20 protein-coding genes are annotated in these 18,830 nt (G+C 67.7%); 1 reads left to right on the forward strand and 19 read right to left on the reverse strand.

The genetic code is table 11. The features are described from left to right. Positions 1-2 precede the first annotated feature (2 nt). Positions 3-650, forward strand: coding sequence for a ProQ/FinO family protein (locus EZ216_RS14975; RefSeq protein WP_135250591.1), 648 nt, complete (start codon positions 3-5; stop codon positions 648-650). A 109-nt stretch (positions 651-759) separates the two neighbouring features. Here EZ216_RS14975 and htpX read toward each other — a convergent pair whose 3' ends face one another. The 19 genes from htpX to EZ216_RS15070 form a co-directional block, all read right to left on the reverse strand. After that, on the reverse strand, positions 760-1,623 hold the full coding sequence (gene htpX, locus EZ216_RS14980; protein WP_135250592.1) for a protease HtpX: 864 nt from the start codon (positions 1,621-1,623) through the stop codon (positions 760-762). Between the two features lie 61 nt (positions 1,624-1,684). Next, the gene (locus EZ216_RS14985; protein ID WP_239024402.1) at positions 1,685-2,449 is read right to left on the reverse strand and encodes a DUF3025 domain-containing protein; all 765 of its coding nucleotides are present in this window, start codon (positions 2,447-2,449) and stop codon (positions 1,685-1,687) included. After that, the gene (gene pyrC, locus EZ216_RS14990) at positions 2,434-3,465 is read right to left on the reverse strand and encodes a dihydroorotase (RefSeq protein ID WP_135250593.1); all 1,032 of its coding nucleotides are present in this window, start codon (positions 3,463-3,465) and stop codon (positions 2,434-2,436) included. Before pyrC ends, EZ216_RS14985 begins: the two co-directional genes overlap by 16 nt. 78 nt (positions 3,466-3,543) lie before the next feature. Continuing rightward, positions 3,544-4,281 (reverse strand): amino acid ABC transporter ATP-binding protein, encoded by a 738-nt coding sequence (locus EZ216_RS14995; RefSeq protein ID WP_135250839.1) that lies wholly within the window; start codon positions 4,279-4,281, stop codon positions 3,544-3,546. A 26-nt stretch (positions 4,282-4,307) separates the two neighbouring features. Beyond that, positions 4,308-4,979 (reverse strand): amino acid ABC transporter permease, encoded by a 672-nt coding sequence (locus EZ216_RS15000; RefSeq protein WP_135250594.1) that lies wholly within the window; start codon positions 4,977-4,979, stop codon positions 4,308-4,310. 1 nt (position 4,980) lies between these two features. Beyond that, a complete protein-coding gene (locus EZ216_RS15005) occupies positions 4,981-5,739 on the reverse strand; it encodes an amino acid ABC transporter permease (RefSeq protein ID WP_135250595.1) in 759 nt (252 codons plus the stop codon). 116 nt (positions 5,740-5,855) lie between these two features. Next, entirely contained in the window at positions 5,856-6,752 is an 897-nt protein-coding gene (locus EZ216_RS15010; RefSeq protein WP_135250596.1) for an amino acid ABC transporter substrate-binding protein, read from the reverse strand. A 115-nt stretch (positions 6,753-6,867) separates the two neighbouring features. Next, positions 6,868-8,295, reverse strand: a complete 1,428-nt coding sequence (locus EZ216_RS15015; RefSeq protein WP_135250597.1) for an aspartate ammonia-lyase — start codon at positions 8,293-8,295, stop codon at positions 6,868-6,870. A 114-nt stretch (positions 8,296-8,409) separates the two neighbouring features. Beyond that, a complete protein-coding gene (locus tag EZ216_RS15020; RefSeq protein ID WP_135250598.1) occupies positions 8,410-9,345 on the reverse strand; it encodes a LysR substrate-binding domain-containing protein in 936 nt (311 codons plus the stop codon). An 84-nt stretch (positions 9,346-9,429) separates the two neighbouring features. Further along, entirely contained in the window at positions 9,430-9,729 is a 300-nt protein-coding gene (locus tag EZ216_RS15025; protein WP_135250599.1) for an antibiotic biosynthesis monooxygenase family protein, read from the reverse strand. Further along, the gene (locus tag EZ216_RS15030) at positions 9,726-10,076 is read right to left on the reverse strand and encodes a hypothetical protein (protein ID WP_135250600.1); all 351 of its coding nucleotides are present in this window, start codon (positions 10,074-10,076) and stop codon (positions 9,726-9,728) included. The genes EZ216_RS15025 and EZ216_RS15030 overlap by 4 nt, the downstream gene beginning before the upstream one ends. Positions 10,077-10,152: 76 nt before the next feature. Further along, the gene (locus tag EZ216_RS15035; protein ID WP_135250601.1) at positions 10,153-10,614 is read right to left on the reverse strand and encodes a metallophosphoesterase family protein; all 462 of its coding nucleotides are present in this window, start codon (positions 10,612-10,614) and stop codon (positions 10,153-10,155) included. 24 nt (positions 10,615-10,638) lie between these two features. Continuing rightward, a complete protein-coding gene (locus tag EZ216_RS15040) occupies positions 10,639-11,355 on the reverse strand; it encodes an ABC transporter ATP-binding protein (protein ID WP_135250602.1) in 717 nt (238 codons plus the stop codon). A gap of 1 nt (position 11,356) precedes the next feature. After that, complete coding sequence (locus tag EZ216_RS15045) at positions 11,357-12,127, reverse strand: ABC transporter ATP-binding protein (protein WP_135250603.1); 771 nt, start codon at positions 12,125-12,127, stop codon at positions 11,357-11,359. Continuing rightward, entirely contained in the window at positions 12,124-13,254 is a 1,131-nt protein-coding gene (locus tag EZ216_RS15050; protein ID WP_135250604.1) for an ABC transporter permease subunit, read from the reverse strand. Before EZ216_RS15050 ends, EZ216_RS15045 begins: the two co-directional genes overlap by 4 nt. A gap of 10 nt (positions 13,255-13,264) precedes the next feature. Further along, positions 13,265-14,194 (reverse strand): branched-chain amino acid ABC transporter permease, encoded by a 930-nt coding sequence (locus EZ216_RS15055; protein WP_135250605.1) that lies wholly within the window; start codon positions 14,192-14,194, stop codon positions 13,265-13,267. A 241-nt stretch (positions 14,195-14,435) separates the two neighbouring features. Beyond that, positions 14,436-15,734 (reverse strand): replication-associated recombination protein A, encoded by a 1,299-nt coding sequence (locus tag EZ216_RS15060; RefSeq protein ID WP_135250606.1) that lies wholly within the window; start codon positions 15,732-15,734, stop codon positions 14,436-14,438. A gap of 46 nt (positions 15,735-15,780) precedes the next feature. Further along, the gene (lolA, locus tag EZ216_RS15065; protein WP_135250607.1) at positions 15,781-16,413 is read right to left on the reverse strand and encodes an outer membrane lipoprotein periplasmic chaperone LolA; all 633 of its coding nucleotides are present in this window, start codon (positions 16,411-16,413) and stop codon (positions 15,781-15,783) included. A 69-nt stretch (positions 16,414-16,482) separates the two neighbouring features. Beyond that, entirely contained in the window at positions 16,483-18,813 is a 2,331-nt protein-coding gene (locus tag EZ216_RS15070; protein ID WP_135250608.1) for a DNA translocase FtsK, read from the reverse strand. Positions 18,814-18,830 lie beyond the last annotated feature (17 nt).

The following is an 18,830-nucleotide window of genomic DNA, read 5'->3' on the forward strand; positions in this document are numbered from 1 at the left end:
ACATGAACGACACCACTTCCCCCCAGAACAAGCCTTCCGGCCGCGGGCCGCGCCGCCCCGCTCCCCGCAAGCCCGCGCGGGCGCTGCACCCGACGCTGGCCGCGCTCTTCGAGCTGTACCCCGACGTGTTCGGCGTGCGCGTGCTGCCGCTGAAAGTGGGCATCTTCGAAGACCTCGTGGCCGCCCAGCCGGAGAAGCTGAAGCCCGAGGAGCTGAAGGTGGCGCTGGGCCAGCACACGCGGTCGAACCGCTACCTGGAGGCGGTTGCCAGCGGCCTGCAGCGGCACGACCTGCAGGGACAGCCGGTCGATCCCGTCGCACCGGAACACGTGCACCACGCCATCGTGGAGCTGTACCGCCGCAAGGCCGGCACGCCGCAGGAGCCGCAGGCGCGTGAGCGCGCGTTGCGCCAGCTGGCCGCCAACATCGAACGCAGCGAGCTCGAGCGCGACGGCTACCGCGAGCGCTTCGGCTCCGGCGCCGAGCCTTCGCGCATGCTGGTGGACGAAGCGCTGATGGCCATCGGCCAGCGCAGCGCGCGCCAGGAAGCGCTGCGCCGCGCCTTCCAGGCCAGCGGCAAGAGCGCGGAGGAATTCGCCGAGATGTACGGGCTGAGCGTGGGCGAGGTCAAAGCACTGGCCAGCCGATGACTAATGACCGGTCATCCGCCGCGCATCGCGCGCAGTCATTGAGCTGCGAAAGCAGCGAGATCATTCGTCATTCGTCATCAAAAAAGCCGCCCGGAGGCGGCTTTTTTGTTCAGGCCTGCAGCGCCGCGATGCGCTCTTCGATCGGCGGGTGGGTCGAGAACAGCTTGCCCACGCCGGAGGTGATGCCCATGGATTGCAGGCCCTTGGGCAGTTCGCCGGGCACCATGCCGCCCAGGCGGGCCAGCGCGTTGATCATCGGCTGGCGGCGGCCCATCAGGTCGGTCGAACCGCGGTCGGCGCGGAACTCGCGCTGGCGCGAGAACCAGGCCACGATGATGGCGGCCAGGAAGCCCAGGACGATGTCCAGCACGATGGTGGTCACCATGTAGCCGATGCCCGGGCCGCGGCGCTCTTCGCCGCGGCTGAGCCAGCCGTCGACCACGTAGCCGATCACGCGCGAGAGGAACACCACGAACGTGTTCATCACGCCCTGGATCAGCGTCATGGTCACCATGTCGCCATTGGCGATGTGCGCCACCTCGTGGCCGATGACCGCCTCCACTTCCTCGCGCGTCATGCCTTGCAGCAGGCCCGTGGACACCGCGACCAGCGCGCTGTTCTTGAACGCGCCGGTAGCGAAGGCATTGGGGTCGCCCTGGAACACGCCGACTTCGGGCATGCCGATGCCGGCCTTGTCGGCGAAGCCGCGCACCGTGTCGACGATCCAGCGCTCGTCCGGGCCCTCGGCACCGGTGATCACCTGCACGCCGGAACTCCACTTGGCGATGGGCTTGGACATCAGCAGCGAGATGATCGCGCCGCCGAAGCCCATGATGAACGCGAAGCCCAGCAGCGCGCCCAGGTTCAGCCCGTTGGCCGTGAGGTAACGGTTGACGCCCAGCAGGCTGGCGACGACGCCCAGCACCACCACGACCGCGAGGTTGGTGGCCAGGAATAGGAAGATGCGTTTCATGGTGCTCCGTGAGAAGTCTTTGGGGGTTCCCGCCGCGAAGATGAGGTTGTGGATCGTTGGTTCAAGGGTGCGGCGGCGCCGATTCTGCCCCGCCGTGCGGGCGCCGGGGCCTGAAGACCACGGAGTCGTCGTAGAAGGAAAAGTTCAGGTTGGGCGCCCACCAGCCCGGGATTCCCAGCACCGGCAGTGGGGTATAGGGCTTCGCCGCCAGGCGCGCGGCTTCCAGGCGCGAGGCCAGCCAGCCGTCGGCGTCCGCGGATGGGCACGGCTCGGCCCACACATGGGCGGTGAGGTCCTTGCGCGGCTGCACCAGCTTTTCCAGCAGCGCGTGGCCGAAGACCACCAGGCGTGCCTGCGTCCACAGCGGGCGCAGGTCGACGAACAGGCGGCGCCATTCGCGCGCCAGCAGCGCATCCCACAGCGGCGCCGGGGCATCGAGCAGCGCGCCGTTTTCGTCGAACAGCGTGATGGCGTCGCGCACGGGGCCGCGGCGGCTGCCGATGCCGTCGCGCTCGATCTCAAGCGCCTGCAGCTCGTTCAGCCGCGACTTCGCCCGCGGGAAGTGCAGCCAGCACAGGCCGTTGAAGAAATCGTGCAGGTTTTCGCGCGTGGGGCACTCGCGGTGCTGGAAGACGAAGCGTTCGTAGGCAATGCCTTCGGGCAACGCGGATTGCGGGACGAAGCGCACGGGCGCCGCGGGTCGCTCGGTGTTCAGCGCTTCGGCGAGGGACGCGCCTCCCGCCTGCCGAGCTTCGATGCGCCGGCCGGCACCTTGCCAGCCTTCGTACCAGGGCGCCGCCCAATCGGGCGTCAGGCGGCCTTCCACGCCAGCGTCTCGCCCGCGCGCAGCGGCTTGAGCGACGCTTCACCGAATGGGTACGACTCGGGCACGGTCCAGCTCTCGCGCCGCAGCGTCAGCGTGCCGCGGTTGCGCGGCAGGCCGTAGAAGTCGGCGCCCCAGAAACTGGCGAAACCTTCCAGGCGGTCCAATGCGCCGGCCTGCTCGAAAGCTTCGGCGTACAGCTCCATGGCGGCGTGCGCGGTGTAGCAGCCCGCGCAGCCGAGCGCGTGCTCCTTGAGCGCCGCCGGGTGCGGCGCGCTGTCGGTGCCGAGGAAGAATTTGGGGCTGCCCGAGGTGGCCGCTTCCACCAGCGCGACGCGGTGCTCCTCGCGCTTGAGCACCGGCAGGCAGTAGTAGTGCGGGCGGATGCCGCCGGTGAAGATGGCGTTGCGGTTGTAGAGCAGGTGGTGCGCGGTGATGGTGGCGGCCGTCAGCGGACCCGCGTCGCGGATGTACCGGGCCGCGTCGCGCGTGGTGATGTGCTCCATCACGATCTTCAGCCCCGGTAGGTCGCGCCGCAGCGGCTCGAGGTGGCGGTCGATGAAGACGGCTTCGCGGTCGAAGATGTCGACCGAGGGGTCCGTCACCTCGCCGTGCACCAGCAGCGGCAGGCCTTCGCGCTGCATCGCTTCCAGCGTGGCGTAGGTCTTGCGGATGTCGGTGACGCCGGCGTCGCTGTTGGTGGTGGCGCCCGCGGGATAGAGCTTGAGCGCGGCGACGCCCGCATCCTTCGCACGGCGGATCTCGTCCGGCGGCAGGTTGTCGGTGAGGTACAGCGTCATCAGCGGCTGGAACGTGCTGCCGGCCGGCAACGCGGCCAGGATGCGATCGCGGTAGGCCGCCGCCTGTTGCGCCGTGGTCACCGGCGGCTTCAGGTTGGGCATGATGATCGCGCGGCCGAACTGCGCCGCCGAATGCGCCGCCACGGTGGCCATCGGGACGCCGTCGCGCACGTGCAGGTGCCAGTCGTCGGGCCGGGTGATCGTGAGGGTGTCGCTCATGAATCGATTGTCGCCGACGTCGATGATGCAAAAAGAAAAGCGGCCTCGCGGCCGCTTCTCCTTTGTCGCCGATGAGCTTCAGTGCGCCAGGATCTTGTTGAGGAAATCCTTGGTGCGCGGCTGGCGGGCGTCGGGGTTGCCGAAGAATTCGTCCTTCGTGCAGTCCTCCAGGATGCGGCCGCCGACGTCGATGAAGATCACGCGGTTGGCCACCTTGCGGGCGAAGCCCATCTCGTGGGTGACCACCATCATGGTCATGCCTTCCTTGGCCAGGTTCACCATCACGTCGAGTACCTCGCCGACCATCTCGGGATCGAGCGCGGAGGTGGGTTCGTCGAACAGCATGACGATGGGGTCCATCGACAGCGCGCGGGCGATGGCCACGCGCTGCTGCTGGCCACCCGACAGCTGGCCGGGGAACTTGTCCTTGTGCGCCATCAGGCCCACGCGGTCGAGCATCTTCAGCCCGCGGGTCTTCGCCTCGTCGGCGTTGCGGCCGAGCACCTTGATCTGCGCCAGCGTGAGGTTCTCCGTCACCGACAGGTGCGGGAACAGCTCGAAGTGCTGGAACACCATGCCCACCTTGCTGCGCATCTGCGGCAGGTTGGTTTTGGGGTCGGTGACCTCGATGCCGTTGACGGTGATCTTGCCCTTCTGCACCGGTTCCAGCGCGTTGACGGTCTTGATCAGCGTCGACTTGCCGGAGCCCGAGGGGCCGCAGACGACGACCACGTCGCCCTTGTCGATGCGCACGGAGCAGTCGTCGAGCACCTGCACCGGGCCGTACCACTTGGAGACGTTGTTGATTTCGATCATGGGTTTGTCGCTCATGGGGGTCTCCTTCAGCGGATGATCTGCACCTTCAGCTGCACGCGGCGCACGATCCACGACAGGCCCAGGCACATGAGGAAATACAGGACGGCCGCCAGGAGGTAAGCCTCCACGGGGCGGCCGAGGTTCTTGCCGGCGGTCTCGAAGCCCTTGAGCATGTCGTAGGCGCCGATGGCGTAGACCAGCGAGGTGTCCTGGAACAGGATGATGGTCTGGGTCAGGAACACCGGCAGCATGTTGCGGAACGCCTGCGGCAGGATGATCAGCTTCATGTTCTGCGCATACGTCATGCCCATCGCGTAGCCGGCATTCACCTGGCCGCGCGGGATGGACTGGATGCCGGCGCGCACGATCTCGGAGAAGTACGCGGCCTCGAACGCGATGAAGGTGATCACCGCCGACGTCTCGGCGCCGAGCGGCCGGCCGATGGCGAACGGGATCAACAGGAAGAACCACAGCAGCACCATCACCAGCGGAATGGACCGCATGGTATTGACGTACGCGGCGGCGGGCAGTTCCAGCAGGGGCTTGCCCGACAGGCGCATCAGCGCCAGCACGGTGCCGAAGGCGATGCCGCCCAGCGTGGAAACGATGGTCAGCCAGATGCTGAAGTAGAAACCCTTGACGACGAAGGGCCCCAGCACTTCCCAGCTGAAGAACGAAAGGTCGAGGTTGCCCAGCATGTCAGTGGCCTCCCCCGATGCCGCCCGCAGCCACGAAGCCGGGCACGCGCGTGCGCCGCTCGATGAACGACATGATGCGGTTGATGGCGAACGCCGAGATGGCGTACAGCACGGTGGCCGCCAGGTACATCTCCACCGGCGCCGAGGTCTCTTCGCCCGACTGGCGCGCGAAGAAGGTGAGTTCGGCGATGGACACCGCGAAGGCGACCGACGAATTCTTGATGATGTTCATCGACTCGCTGGTGAGCGGAGGGATGACGATGCGCAGCGCCATCGGCAGCAGCACGTAGCGGTACGTCTGGGCGGTCTTCAGGCCGAGGGCCAGGCCCGCGTAGCGCTGGCCGCGCGGCAGCGCCTGGATGCCGGCGCGCACCTGCTCGGCCACGCGGGCCGAGGTGAAGAATCCGAGGCCGAGGACCACCAGCACCACCGACGGGACGCTCTTCATGGCCGGGAAGATGCCCGGGATGACGAAGTACCAGAGGAAGAGCTGCACCAGCAGCGGGATGTTGCGGAACAACTCCACCCACGCGTTGCCCAGGCGCACCAGCCAGGGGCTGTTGGGAAGGGTGCGGACGGTGCCGACGACCAGGCCGACCACCAGCGCCACCACGAGGGCGCAAAGCGACACGGCGAGGGTCCAGCCCCAGGCCGTCACGATCCAGTTCAGGTAGGTTTCGTCACCGCCGCGGCCAAAACAGCCCACCACGGTCTCGCCGGAGGTGGTCTCCTTGCAGAAGACCTCCCAATTCCAGGCCATGTGCTTCTCCTCTCGTTCCTCTTGAGCCGCCTCATCTTCGTGGCGGCCCCCTCCAAAAGCAAGACCCCTGCCGGATGTTTTCGGGCAGGGGTCCCGGGGTTCCGGTCAGGGACCGGTTACTTCTTCGCGTAGTCTTCCATCGGCTTGTCGTTCAGGTTCTGCCACGCGGCCTTGGTGCTGTCGGAAGCGGCCAGGCCCACCTTCACGTTCTTCGGCGGGATGGGCTGCATGAACCACTTGTCGTAGGCCTTCTGCATCTCGCCCGACTTCACCATGTCGGCGATCGTGTCGTTGCCGATCTTCTTCAGGGAAGCGTCGTCCTTGCGGACCATGATGGCGATCGGCTCGACGTTCAGCACTTCGCAGCAGATCTTGAAGTCGGCCGGGTTCTTGGCGGTGGCGATGTTGCCGGCCAGGATCTGGCCGTCCATCACGAAGGCGTCGGCGCGGCCCGACTCCAGCAGCAGGAAGCTGTCGGCGTGGTCCTTGCCGAAGACTTCCTTGAAGTCGACGCCGTGGGCGCGCTCGTGCTTGCGCAGGTGCTGCACGGAGGTGGTGCCGGTGGTGGTGGCGACGGTCTTGCCGTTAAGGGCGTTGATCGAGCTGATGCCCGAGTTGGCCTTCACGGCCACGCGCACTTCCTCGACGAAGGTGGTGTTCAGGAACGCCACGTCCTTCTGGCGGGCCACGTTGTTGGTGGTGGAGCCGCACTCGATGTCCACGGTGCCGTTCTGCACCAGCGGGATGCGGTTCTGCGAGGTGACGACCTGGTAGTTGACGTTCAGCTTGCGGCCGGCCGCCTTCTCGACGTTGGCGATGATGCGCTGGCAGATGTCCACATGGAAGCCGGCGAACTTGCCGTCGCCCAGCGTGTAGGACAGGGCGCCCGACGACTCGCGCACACCCATGGTGATGGCGCCGGTGGACTTGGCCTTGGCGACGGTGTCATTCGCCTGGGCGAATGCGCCGGTGGCGGCAGCCGCCACGGCGATGGCGAGCAGGACCTTCTTCATGCGGGATCTCCTAAAGGGGGAACAGGGATTGTTGACAACGAAATTCTAGAGGGACGGCGTTCGGGGAATACCCTGAATGACCCTGCCCCTCCGGCATGCACCCGGCAAGCACGCTTCATGCCTTGCCCTGGCCGCCGGCTTCCAGGCGCAAGGGCTGCGTCAGCTTCTCCGGCACGAGCAGCGCTTCCACTTCCTCGCGCGTCATGATGCCCAGCGACTGCGCCACTTCGTCGATCGCCGCGCCGGTGGCGATGGCGGTCTTGGCGATCAGTGCGGCCTTCTCGTAGCCGATGATCGGGTTGAGCGCGGTGACCAGCGTCACCGATTCGCGCACGCGGCGCGCCAGCAGGTCGTGGTTGGCCTCGATGCCGGCCACGCAGTTGGCCTGCAGCGTGAGGCACGCGTTGGACAGGTGCTGGATGCTCTTGTAAAGGCTCCAGCCCATGACCGGCTCGAAGGCGTTGAGCTGCAGCTGGCCCGCCTCCGAAGCCATGGTGACGGTGACGTCGTTGCCGATCACCTCGAAGGCGACCTGGTTCATCACTTCCGGGATCACCGGGTTCACCTTGCCCGGCATGATGGACGAGCCGGCCTGCCGCGCCGGCAGCTTGATGTCGCCGAAGCCGGCCTGCGGTCCGCTGGACAGCAGGCGCAGGTCGTTGCAGGTCTTGGACAGCTTGGTGGCCACGCGCTTGAGCACGCCCGACAGCTGCACGAAGGCGCCGGTGTCCTGCGTGGCTTCCACCAGGTTGGGCGACTTGATCACCGGCACGCCGCTGATCTCGGCCAGGTGCTGGCAGGCCAGGTCGGCGTAGCCGGCCGGCGAGTTGATGCCGGTGCCGATGGCGGTGGCGCCCAGGTTCACTTCCTGGATCAGCGCGCGCGCTTCGCGCACCCGGGCCTCGTCCTCGCCCATCATCACCGCGTAGGTGGAGAACTCCTGGCCCAGCGTCATGGGCACCGCGTCCTGCAGCTGGGTGCGGCCGATCTTCAGGACGTCCTTGAATTCCTCCGCCTTGGCCTCGAAGCCGTTGCGCAGGAAAGCCATGGAATCGAGCAGGCGGTCGAGGCCGAACCACAGGGCCAGGCGCACCGCGGTGGGATAGACGTCGTTGGTGCTCTGCGAGGCGTTGACATGGTCGTTGGGGTGCAGCACGTCGTAGCGCCCCTTGTCGAACCCCATGCGCTCCAGCGCGAGGTTGGCGATCACCTCGTTGGCGTTCATGTTGGTGGAGGTGCCGGCGCCGCCCTGGATGACGTCCACCACGAACTGGTCGTGGTGCTGCCCGCTGATCAGCTGCTCGCAGGCGCCCATGATGGCGAACACGCGGGCCTCGTCCAGCACGCCCAGCTCGAGGTTGGCGCGGGCGGTGGCCTTCTTCACGTAGCCGAAAGCGCGGATCAGCTCGGGCATGGCCGACACCGGTGTGCCGGAGATCGGGAAGTTCTCCACCGCCCGGGCCGTGTGCACGCCCCAGTAGGCGTCGCCGGGAATCTGTTTCTCGCCCAGGAAATCGTGCTCGGTGCGGTAGCTGGCGGACATGGGATTGAGGGTGCTGCGAAAAGTGGCGCGAACTGTAGCGGCGGGGTTACACGCGGGCCAATGCCGTTTGGGCGCCGCGTTATGCAAAAAGTTTATGACCCGCCGGTGACAGGTTCAAGCCGTCCCGGCGTGCCCCGAGGCCAGGTAGGCCCACAGCGCCTGCGCAGTGCGCTTGGGCGCCTCGCGGCCGGAGGGCTTTTCGCGGTAGGCCCTGATGTCCATGGCCAGCTCCAGCGAACCCAAACCCGGGGGCGCGGCCGGCACCAGGCGGCGGGACCGCAGTTCCTTCTTCACCGCGCTGTGCGGCAGGAAGGCGACGCCGTGCCCTTCCAGCGCCATCACCTTCAGGCCTTCGGCCATGTCGGTTTCGTACACACGGTCGAGGTGGATGGCGGTGGGCGCCTGCTTGAGGATGAGGTCGGTCACCCGGCCCAGGTAGGCGCCCGGGGCGTAGCCCAGGTAGGGCAGCGGTTGGCCCGCACGGCCGGGCAGCTTGAACATCGGTTCGCCTGCGGCGTCCGGGCGGCAGTACGGCGCCAGCACTTCCTGCCCCAGCGTGACCATCTCGTAGCGGTCGGCATCCAGCTGCAGCGGCTGCGAGGCGTGGTGGTAGGCGATCAGCACGTCGCAGCCGCCTTCCACCAGGCGCATCACCGCGTCGTGCACGTTCAGCGCGATCAGGCGGCTCTTGATGGGGCCGAACTTCTCGCGCAGGCTGGACACCCAGGCCGGGAAGAAGGTGAAGGCCAGCGTGTGCGGCACGGCGAACTCGATGACGTCCTGCCCCGCCGCCGAGTGGCCGCGCAGCATGGCGCGCGTGGTCTGCAGCGACTGCAGCATCTCCAGCGATTGCGAATACAGCGTCTCGCCGGCCGGCGTCAGGCGTGTCGGGTACGAGCTGCGGTCCACCAGGTCGGTGCCGGCCCAGGCTTCCAGCGCCTGGATGCGGCGCGAGAACGCCGGCTGCGTGACGTGCCGCAGTTGCGCGGAGCGGCTGAAGCTGCGGGTTTCGGCGAGGCTGACGAAGTCCTCGAGCCACTTGGTTTCCATGGGGGCAATGCTGGTGCGCGGATCGCGGATGCAAGTGTGATGCCGGGCACCGCGCCGGCGCTGGGGGTGAACCCGAAGCGCGCTTCAGCGCACGCCGGCGACGGCTTCGTAGTGCGACACCACGGGAAACGGATCATAGAAGTGGTGCAGCAGCCGCTTCCAATCCTGGTACTGGGTCGAGCCGCGGAAGCCCACGGTGTGCGCCTCCAGCGTGTCCCAGCGAACCAGCAGCAGGTACTCGGACGGGCGCTCGATGCAGCGCTGCAGCTCGTGCGACCGGTAGCCGGGCATCGAGGAGATGATGGCCTGCGCCTGGCGGAAGGCGTCCTCGAACGCGGCTTGCTGGCCGGGGCGGACTTGCAGCGGTGCGGCTTCCAGGATCAAGTTCCGGTTTCCTTTCCGGGTTGGGGCCAGAGCGGCGAAAACAGCAGCGCCAGCAGGAACAGCGCGGCGACACCGAGTTCCAGCAGGCCGCCGAACAACGGGACCAGCGCCACGGCCACGCCGCCGTCCCCGCGCAGATAAGGCGCTTCGAACTGCATCAGCATGGCGCTCAATGCTACGCCCACGGCCATCGCGGCGAGCAGCACGCCCGCGGCGGCCAGGCCGCCGATGCGGTGCGTCCGCAATCGGACGAACAGCCAGCCGCAGACGACGGTGCAGAGCGCCGGCGGCACGGCGACAGCGAGGAAGCCGATGACGGCGAAGAAAGTGAGGGAGGAAGTGTCCATGCGGACATTCTTCGGCGGCCTGCGCAGCGGCACATGGCGCAGACGGCGCATCGGGCGCGCGACACCGCCGCGCGCGTCACGCGGCGAAATGCTCCACGTGCGCGCGGACCTGCGTTCCATCGATGCGCAGTTCGCCCGCGGCGATCGGCAGCCTGAAGCGCCGCGGTCCCGCGCTGCCCGGATTGACGAACAGGACGCCGTCGCGCTCTTCCACTTTCGGCTTGTGCGAGTGGCCGGAGACGACCACGCGGGCCGCGCGGGCGCGCGCGTGGCGGCCAAGGTGCGACAGGTCGTGCACCACGAACACCGGCACGCTTTCGATGGTGATCAGCTCGGCTTCGGACAGCTTGCCGGCCCAGGCGCCCCAGTCGTTGTTGCCGCGGACGGCCGTCACCGGCGCGATGCGCGCCAGGGCTTCCAGCACCGGCGCATCGCAGATGTCGCCGGCATGCAGGATCAGGTCGCTGCCGCGAAGCCAGTCCAGCACCGGTTCGCGCAACAGGCCGTGGGTGTCGGAGATGAGCCCGACGCGCACCATGACTGCCTTCCCGGGAAAGGCGCGTTACTCGCCCAGGTAGGCGGCGCGCACCTTCGGGTCGCTGAGCATCTGCTTGGCTTCCCCGCTCATGGTGATGACGCCCGATTCCATCACGTAGGCACGGTCGGCGATCTGCAGCGCGCGGCTGGCGTTCTGCTCGACCAGGAAGACGGTCACGCCCTGCCCGTGCACTTCGCGGACCACCTCGAAGATCTTGTCGACCATGATGGGCGACAGGCCCATCGAAGGCTCGTCCAGCAGCAGCACGCGCGGGCGGCTCATGAGCGCGCGGCCCATCGCCAGCATCTGCTGCTCGCCGCCCGACATGGTGCCGGCGAGCTGGTCGCGGCGTTCCCTCAGGCGCGGGAAGATGCCGAACACCTTGTCCATGTCGCGCGCGATCTCCGCCGTGTCGTTGCGGATGTGCGCGCCCATCTGCAGGTTCTCGGTGATGGTCATGCGCGTGAACACGCCGCGGCCTTCCGGCACCATGGCCAGCCCCTGCTTCACCAGGTCCCAGGCACCGCGGCCGCGGATGCTCTTTCCCAGGTACTGGATGTCGCCGCCGGCCAGCGGCAGCAGGCCGGTGATGGCCTTCATCGTGGTGGTCTTGCCGGCGCCGTTGGAGCCGATCAGCGTGACCAGCTCCCCCTCGCGCACTTCGAAATCCACGCCCTTGACGGCCTGGATGCCGCCGTATGCGACCTTCAGGCCGCTGACGTTGAGCAGAACTTCCGCCATCTCAATGTCCTCCGGTGCCGAGGTAAGCCTCGATCACCTTCTCGTTCTTCTGCACGTCGGCGGGAGTGCCTTCCGCGATCTGCTTGCCGTAGTCCAGCACGGTCACCCGGTCGCACAGGCCCATGACCAGCTTCACGTCGTGCTCGATCAGCAGGATGGTGCGGTTGTCCTTGCGGATGCGGTCGATCAGTTCGCGCAGCTGCACCTTCTCGGTGGCGTTCATGCCGGCGGCAGGCTCGTCCAGCGCGATCAGCTGCGGGTCCGTCGCCAGCGCGCGGGCGATCTCCAGCCGGCGCTGGTCGCCGTAAGACAGCGTGCGCGCCTTGTAGTCGGCGTACTTGGCGATGCCCACGTAGTCCAGCAGTTCCTGCGCACGCTTGGCGATCTCGCGCTCTTCCTGCACGAAGTGTTTCGTGCGGAAGACCGCGCCGAGCAGGCCCGAGCCGGTGCGGATGTGGCGGCCCACCATCACGTTCTCCAGCGCCGTCATGTCGGCGAAGAGGCGGATGTTCTGGAAGGTGCGCGCGATGCCCGCCTTGGCGACTTCGTGCACCGCGGTGGGCTGGTAGGGCTTGCCCGCCAGCTCGAACGTGCCGCTGTCGGGCGTGTACAGGCCGGTGATGACGTTGAAGAACGTGGTCTTGCCGGCGCCGTTGGGGCCGATCAGGCCGTACACCTGGCCGCGCTGGATGGTCAGGCCGACGTCCGACAGCGCCTGCAGGCCGCCGAACCGCTTGGAGATGCCGCCGACGTTCAGGACGGTGTCGCTCATGCCGCGCTCCCGCTCTTGCCGTTCTTCTGCAGCGACTTGCCGTGCTCCGGCGAAGGCCACAGGCCGCGCGGGCGCAGCAGCATCACGATGATCATCGCCAGCGCGATCAGCAGCTGGCGCAGGATGGCGGGATCCAGCCGGCCGCCGGTGGCCGCCTGCAGGTCCAGCGCGCCGGACACCCAGCGCAGGACTTCGGGCAGCGCCGACAGCAGCACCGCGCCCAGGATCACCCCCGGCAGGTGGCCGATGCCGCCCAGCACCACCATGGCGACGATCATCACCGACTCCATCAGCGAGAACGATTCCGGCGAGACGAAGCCCTGGAAGGCCGCGAACATGGTGCCGGAGACGCCGCCGAAGGTGGCGCCCATGCCGAAGGCCAGCAGCTTCATGTTGCGCGTGTTGATGCCCATGGCCTTGGCGGCGATCTCGTCTTCGCGGATGGCCATCCAGGCGCGGCCGACGCGCGACACCTCCAGCCGGTGGCAGATGATGACGCTCAGCACCGCCAGCGCGAGGAACAGGTAGTAGTACAGGGTCACGCTGGACACCGTGAAGTCGCCGATGTCCAGCCGGCGGCCCAGGTTCAGGCCCTTGATGCCCAGCGAGTCGAACTTCAGCAGCGTGATGGAGTCGATCTGGCCCAGGCCCTTGGGGCCGTTGGTCAGGTTGACCGGGTGGTCCAGGTTGTTCAGGAACACGCGGATGATCTCGCCGAAGCCCAGCGTCACGATGGCCAGGTAGTCGCCGCGCAGCTTCAGCGTGGGGGCGCCCAGCAGGATGCCGAAGGTGCCCGCCAGTGCCGCGCCCAGCGGGATGACCAGCCAGATCGACGTGTGCAGCCCGTCCGGGAAGGTGGCCGCGAACCACTCGAAGGTGGACGACAGGTGCGGCGACGCCATCAGGCCGTACATGTACGCGCCGATGGCGAAGAAGGCGACGAAGCCCAGGTCGAGCAGGCCGGCGTAGCCCACCACGATGTTCAGGCCCAGCGCCAGCATCACGTAGAGCAGCGCGACGTCGGCGATGCGGACCCAGAAGTTGCCGGCCATCTGCAGCAGCAGCGGCAGCACCAGCAGGGCGACCGCGGAGACCGCGAGGATGGCGAGCTTCTTTTGCTTTTCCATCGTCTGCTCCTCAGGCGCGGTCGGCCACGCGCTCGCCCAGCAGGCCCGAGGGGCGCAGCGTGAGCACCGCGATCAGCACGATGAAGGCGAAGATGTCGGCGTAATGGCTGCCCAGCACGCCGCCGGTGAGAACACCGATGTAGCCCGAGCCGATGGCTTCGATCAGGCCGAGCAGGATGCCGCCGACCACCGCGCCGGCCAGGTTGCCGATGCCGCCGAACACCGCGGCGGTGAAGGCCTTCAGGCCGGGCAGGAAGCCCATGGTGTGCTGCACGGTGCCGTAGTTGGACGCGTACATCACGCCGGCCAGCGTGGCCAGCACGGCGCCGATGATGAAGGTGGCCGAGATCACCATGTCGGGCTTGACGCCCATCAGCGCCGCGACCCGCGGGTTCTCGGCCGTGGCGCGCATCGCGCGGCCCAGCTTGGTGTAGCCCACCAGGTAGGTCAGCGCCGCGAGCGACACCGCCGTGAGGCCCAGGATCATGATCTGCGTGGCGGTGATCACCGCGCCGCCGACCTGGATGGGCGCCGCGGGCAGCAGCGTCGGGTACGGCTTGTAGTTCGGCTTGAAGATGATCATCGCCAGTGTCTGCAGCAGGATCGACATGCCGATGGCGGTGATCAGCGGCGCCAGCTTGGGGCTGTTGCGCAGCGGCCGGTAGGCGATCTTCTCGATCGTGAAGTTCAGCGCCGCCGCCACCACGCACGCGATGATGGTGGACACCAGCAGGAGCAGCCAGCCGGGTATGCCGGGCATGGCGTCCTGGGCCGTGACAATGATGGCCCAGCTGGTGAGCGCGCCCACCATCAGTACCTCACCGTGCGCGAAGTTGATCAGGTTGATGATGCCGTACACCATGGTGTAGCCAAGGGCCACCAGGGCATACATGCTGCCGAGGACCAGACCGTTGATGATCTGTTGCAGCAGGATTTCCATAACGAGTTCTCCGTTTCATTCCCCGGCCGCTTGCGCCGGTCGCCCGCTGGTTCTCTCTCGGACCTCCAGGGCCGGCGGGCAGGCCTTGTGGGCCTTCCCGCCAACTAGCAAAAAACCCGCCATGCATGCAGGACGGGTTCGTAAGCGCAGCGATTGTAGCCAGCGGTTTTTCGCCGGCCCTCGACAGTAGGACGGGGTTTTCCCTCGCCCGCCGACAAGCGGGCGGGCGATTCATGGGGGATCAGCGGCGCTGATGATTGAGTGCCCTGAGCTCGCGCAACTTATCGGCGATGCGGATTTCAAGGCCCCTCTCCACCGGGCGGTAGAACCCCGGCGGGTCCATGCCTTCCGGCAGGTAGTTCTCGCCCGCCGCGAACGCGCCTTCCTCATCATGGACATAGCGGTAGCCCTTGCCGTAATCCAGGTCCTTCATCAGCTTCGTGGGCGCATTGCGCAGGTGCATCGGCACCGGGCGGGTGCCATCCCTCTTCACGAAAGCCTTGGCTTCGTTGAACGCGGCGTAGACCGCGTTGGACTTGGGCGCCATTGCCAGGTAGACCACGCATTCGGCCAGCGCGAGTTCGCCTTCGGGGGAGCCCAGGCGCTCGTAGGTTTCGGCGGCATCCAGCGCGAGGCGCAACGCGCGCGGGTCGGCCAGGCCGACGTCTTCCGTCGCCATGCGGATCATGCGGCGCGCCATGTAGCGCGGGTCGGCGCCACCGTCCAGCATCCGCACGAACCAGTAGAGCGCGGCGTCCGGGTCGGACCCGCGCACCGACTTGTGCAGCGCGCTGATGGTGTCGTAGAACTGTTCGCCGCCCTTGTCGTAGCGGCGCATGCGCTCGCCCAGCACCCGCAGCAGCCACTCGTCGGTGATGGCGGCCAGCTTCTCCTTCTGAGCGGCGACGGCCAGCGTTTCCAGCGTGTTCAGCAGCCGGCGCGCATCGCCGTCGGCATACGCGATGAGGCGCGCGCGGGCCGCGTCTTCCAGCGCCGGCACCGCGCCGATCGCCTGCGCCTTGCCGACGATCTGCTCCAGGTCGGCTTCGGTCAGCGGCTGCAGCACGTACACCGCGGCGCGCGACAGCAGCGCGGAGTTCACCTCGAACGAAGGGTTTTCGGTAGTGGCGCCGATGAAGGTGAACAGCCCCGATTCCACGTGCGGCAGGAAAGCGTCCTGCTGGCTCTTGTTGAAGCGGTGGACCTCGTCGACGAAGACGATGGTGCGCTGCTGCTGCAGGCCGTCGCGCGCCTTCTGCGCCGCATCGACGGCTTCCCGGATGTCCTTCACGCCGCCCAGCACCGCGCTGATGGCGATGAACTGCGCGTCGAAAGCGTCCGCCATCAACCGCGCGATGGTGGTCTTGCCCGTGCCGGGCGGCCCCCACAGGATGCAGCTGTGCGGCTGGCCCGATTCGAACGCGATGCGCAGCGGCATGCCCTCGCCCAGCAGGTGCTGCTGGCCGACCACCTCGCCCAGCGAGCGCGGGCGCAGGCGCTCGGCCAGCGGAACGTGGAGGGCGGCGGTGGCTTGGGGCACGAAGCGAGTTTAGGGCCGCCTCATCCGCGGGCGGCCGTGCGGCGGGTCACTGGCGGACGACGTCGGCGCCTTGCGGCGGCTTGAACTGGAAGGTCTCGCCGGGGATCGCGGTGTTCAGCTGCAGCTTGTCGAAGGTCATGACCGACCGCTGGCCGAAGCCGTCCAGGATCTCCAGCGTGGCCAGGTCGTTGCCGCGGAAGCCGATGCGCACCTGGTTGAGCTGGCCTTCCTTGGCCTTGGGCGTGGCCTGCACCCACTGCAGGCCGTCCTTGTCGGGCGCGGCTTCCAGGTTGAAGTCGCGCCGCAGCGCGCCCAGGTCGGGCGCCGCCGCGATGACCGCGGCCGGGGTGCTGCCCAGCACCGCTTCCTGCTTGCGCGCGGTGACCTGGTTGAGGTCGGCGTCGTACATCCACAGCGTCTGGCCATCGGCCACGATGGATTGCTTGAACGGCTTCAGGTAGTCGAAGCGGAAGCGGTTGGGCCGGTTGAATTCGAAGGTGCCGCCGGACGTGCGGCTGCGCGCCGCCTGCCCGTCGCGCGGGGGCGCGGTCACCACCTGGGTGAACTCGGCCTTGCCGCTGCGCGCGGTCTTGACGAAGTTTTCGAGCGCTTCCAGGCCGCCGGCATGCGCGGCGGCGGCCGCGAAGCCCAGCAGCAGGACAGAAAGAGTCTTCTTCATAAAGGTTGGGTCAGCCGCAAGCGGCGAAGTTCGCTTGCGAATGTTTCGCCGCCCGACTTTGCCAGCGATTTACTCGGCGCGGGTGGGAACCAGGATTTCGCGCTGGCCCTGCCCGTTCATGGCGCTGACCAGGCCCGCCTTTTCCATGTCTTCCACCAGACGCGCGGCGCGGTTGTAGCCGATCTTCAGGTGACGCTGCACCAGCGAGATGCTGGCCTTGCGGTTCTTCAGCACCACCTCCACCGCCTGGTCGTACATCGGGTCCTTCTCGCCGCCGCCTTCGCCCAGCAGGTCGCCCAGGCCGCTGCCTTCGTCGTCGACCGTGCCGCCTTCCAGCACGCCTTCGATGTAGTTGGGTTCGCCGCCCTGCTCCTTCAGGTAAGCCACCACGCGATGCACCTCGTCGTCGCTGACGAACGCGCCGTGCACGCGGATGGGCAGGCCGGTGCCGCTGGCCATGTAGAGCATGTCGCCCATGCCCAGCAGCGCTTCCGCGCCCATCTGATCCAGGATGGTGCGGCTGTCGATCTTGGAGCCCACCGAGAATGCGATGCGGGTCGGGATGTTGGCCTTGATGAGGCCGGTGATCACGTCCACGCTGGGCCGCTGCGTGGCCAGGATGAGGTGGATGCCGGCCGCCCGCGCCTTCTGCGCCAGGCGGGCGATCAGCTCCTCGATCTTCTTGCCGACCACCATCATCAGGTCGGCCAGCTCGTCGATGATGACCACGATGTGCGGCAGCCGCTCCAGCGGTTCCGGGCTGTCGGGCGTCAAGCTGAACGGGTTGTAGATGAACTGCTCTTTCGCCTTGGCTTCGTCGATCTTGGCGTTGTAGCCGCCGAGGTTGCGCACGCCCAGCTTGCTCATCAGCTTGTAGCGGCGCTCCATCTCGGCCACGCACCAGTTCAGGCCGTGCGCGGCCTGGCGCATGTCGGTGACCACGGGCGCCAGCAGGTGCGGGATGCCCTCGTAGACCGACATCTCCAGCATCTTCGGGTCGATCATCAGCAGACGGACGTCGCGCGCTTCGGCCTTGTACAGCAGCGACAGGATCATCGCGTTGATGCCCACCGACTTGCCCGAGCCGGTGGTGCCGGCCACCAGCACGTGCGGCATCTTGGCAAGGTCCGCGACCACCGGGTTGCCGACGATGTCCTTGCCCAGGCCCATGGTCAGCATCGACTTGGCTTCGTTGTAGACCTGCGAGCCCAGGATCTCCGACAGGCGGATGGACTGCCGCTTGGCGTTGGGCAGTTCCAGCGCCATGTAGTTCTTGCCGGGGATGGTCTCGATCACGCGGATGGACACCAGCGACAGCGACCGCGCCAGGTCCTTGGCCAGGTTGACGATCTGCGAGCCCTTCACGCCCGTGGCCGGCTCGATCTCGTAGCGCGTGATCACCGGGCCGGGCTGCGCCAGCACCACGCGCACCTCGACGCCGAAGTCCTTCAGCTTCTTCTCGATCAGCCGCGAGGTCATCTCCAGCGTCTCGGGCGACACCGATTCCTGCCGCGAAGGCGCGCCATCCAGCAGGTCCACCTGCGGCAGCTTGCTGTCCGGCAGCTCGGTGAAGAGCGGCTTCTGCCTTTCCTTGACGACGCGCTCGCTCTTGGGGATGTCCACCAGCACCGGCTCGATCAGCACGGGGGTCGGGTGGTGCTCCTCGATCTCGACGCGTTCAACTTGCACCGTCTCTTCGCGCTCGCGCGCGGCCTGCTGGCCCAGCGCCACGTCCTGCGCGATCTCGCGCTTCTCGCGCCGCGAATCGACGAAACCTTCGATGCGCGCGCCGATGCGTTCGGCCAGGTGGGTCCACGAGAAGCGGAACACCACGGCGGCGCCCACCACCACCAGCGCGACGAACACCAGCCCGGAGCCGGTGAACCCCAGCCACTTGGTCGCGGCGGGGCCGACCAGCCAGCCGAGCGCGCCACCGGCGTGGTCCGGCAGGCGGGGCTCGAAGCGATAGAGGCGAGACCATTCCAGGCCGGTGCTGGCGCACAGCAGCACCGCCATCGCGATCCAGAACGCGAGCTTCGATCGCGTGAAGCCGCCCGCGGGCGGTTCGCTGCCACGCATCCAGTGCGCCAGCGTGGACAGCCAGGCGCGCACGGCGGCGGCGAAGCACCACCACACGGAGAAGCCGAGGAGGAAATAGCTGCCGTCCGCCAGCCAGGCGCCGAGGCGGCCGCCCCAGTTGCGCGGCGGGCCGCCGGCGCCGGCGCCGGAGGTGGAGAAGGCCGGGTCCATCGGCGAATAGCTCGCCAGCGCGAGCAGCCAGAACAGCAGCGCCGCGGCGCCCAGCACCAGGGCGATCTCGCTCATGAAGCGGGCGGCGGGACGGGGAACGCCGGCCTGCATCGGGCCACCGGCGGTGAAGGTGTTGAGCGAATACGTCATCCGCTTCGAAGCTTAGC

It is taken from the genome of Ramlibacter humi, from assembly GCF_004681975.1.
Lineage (GTDB): Bacteria > Pseudomonadota > Gammaproteobacteria > Burkholderiales > Burkholderiaceae_C > Ramlibacter > Ramlibacter humi.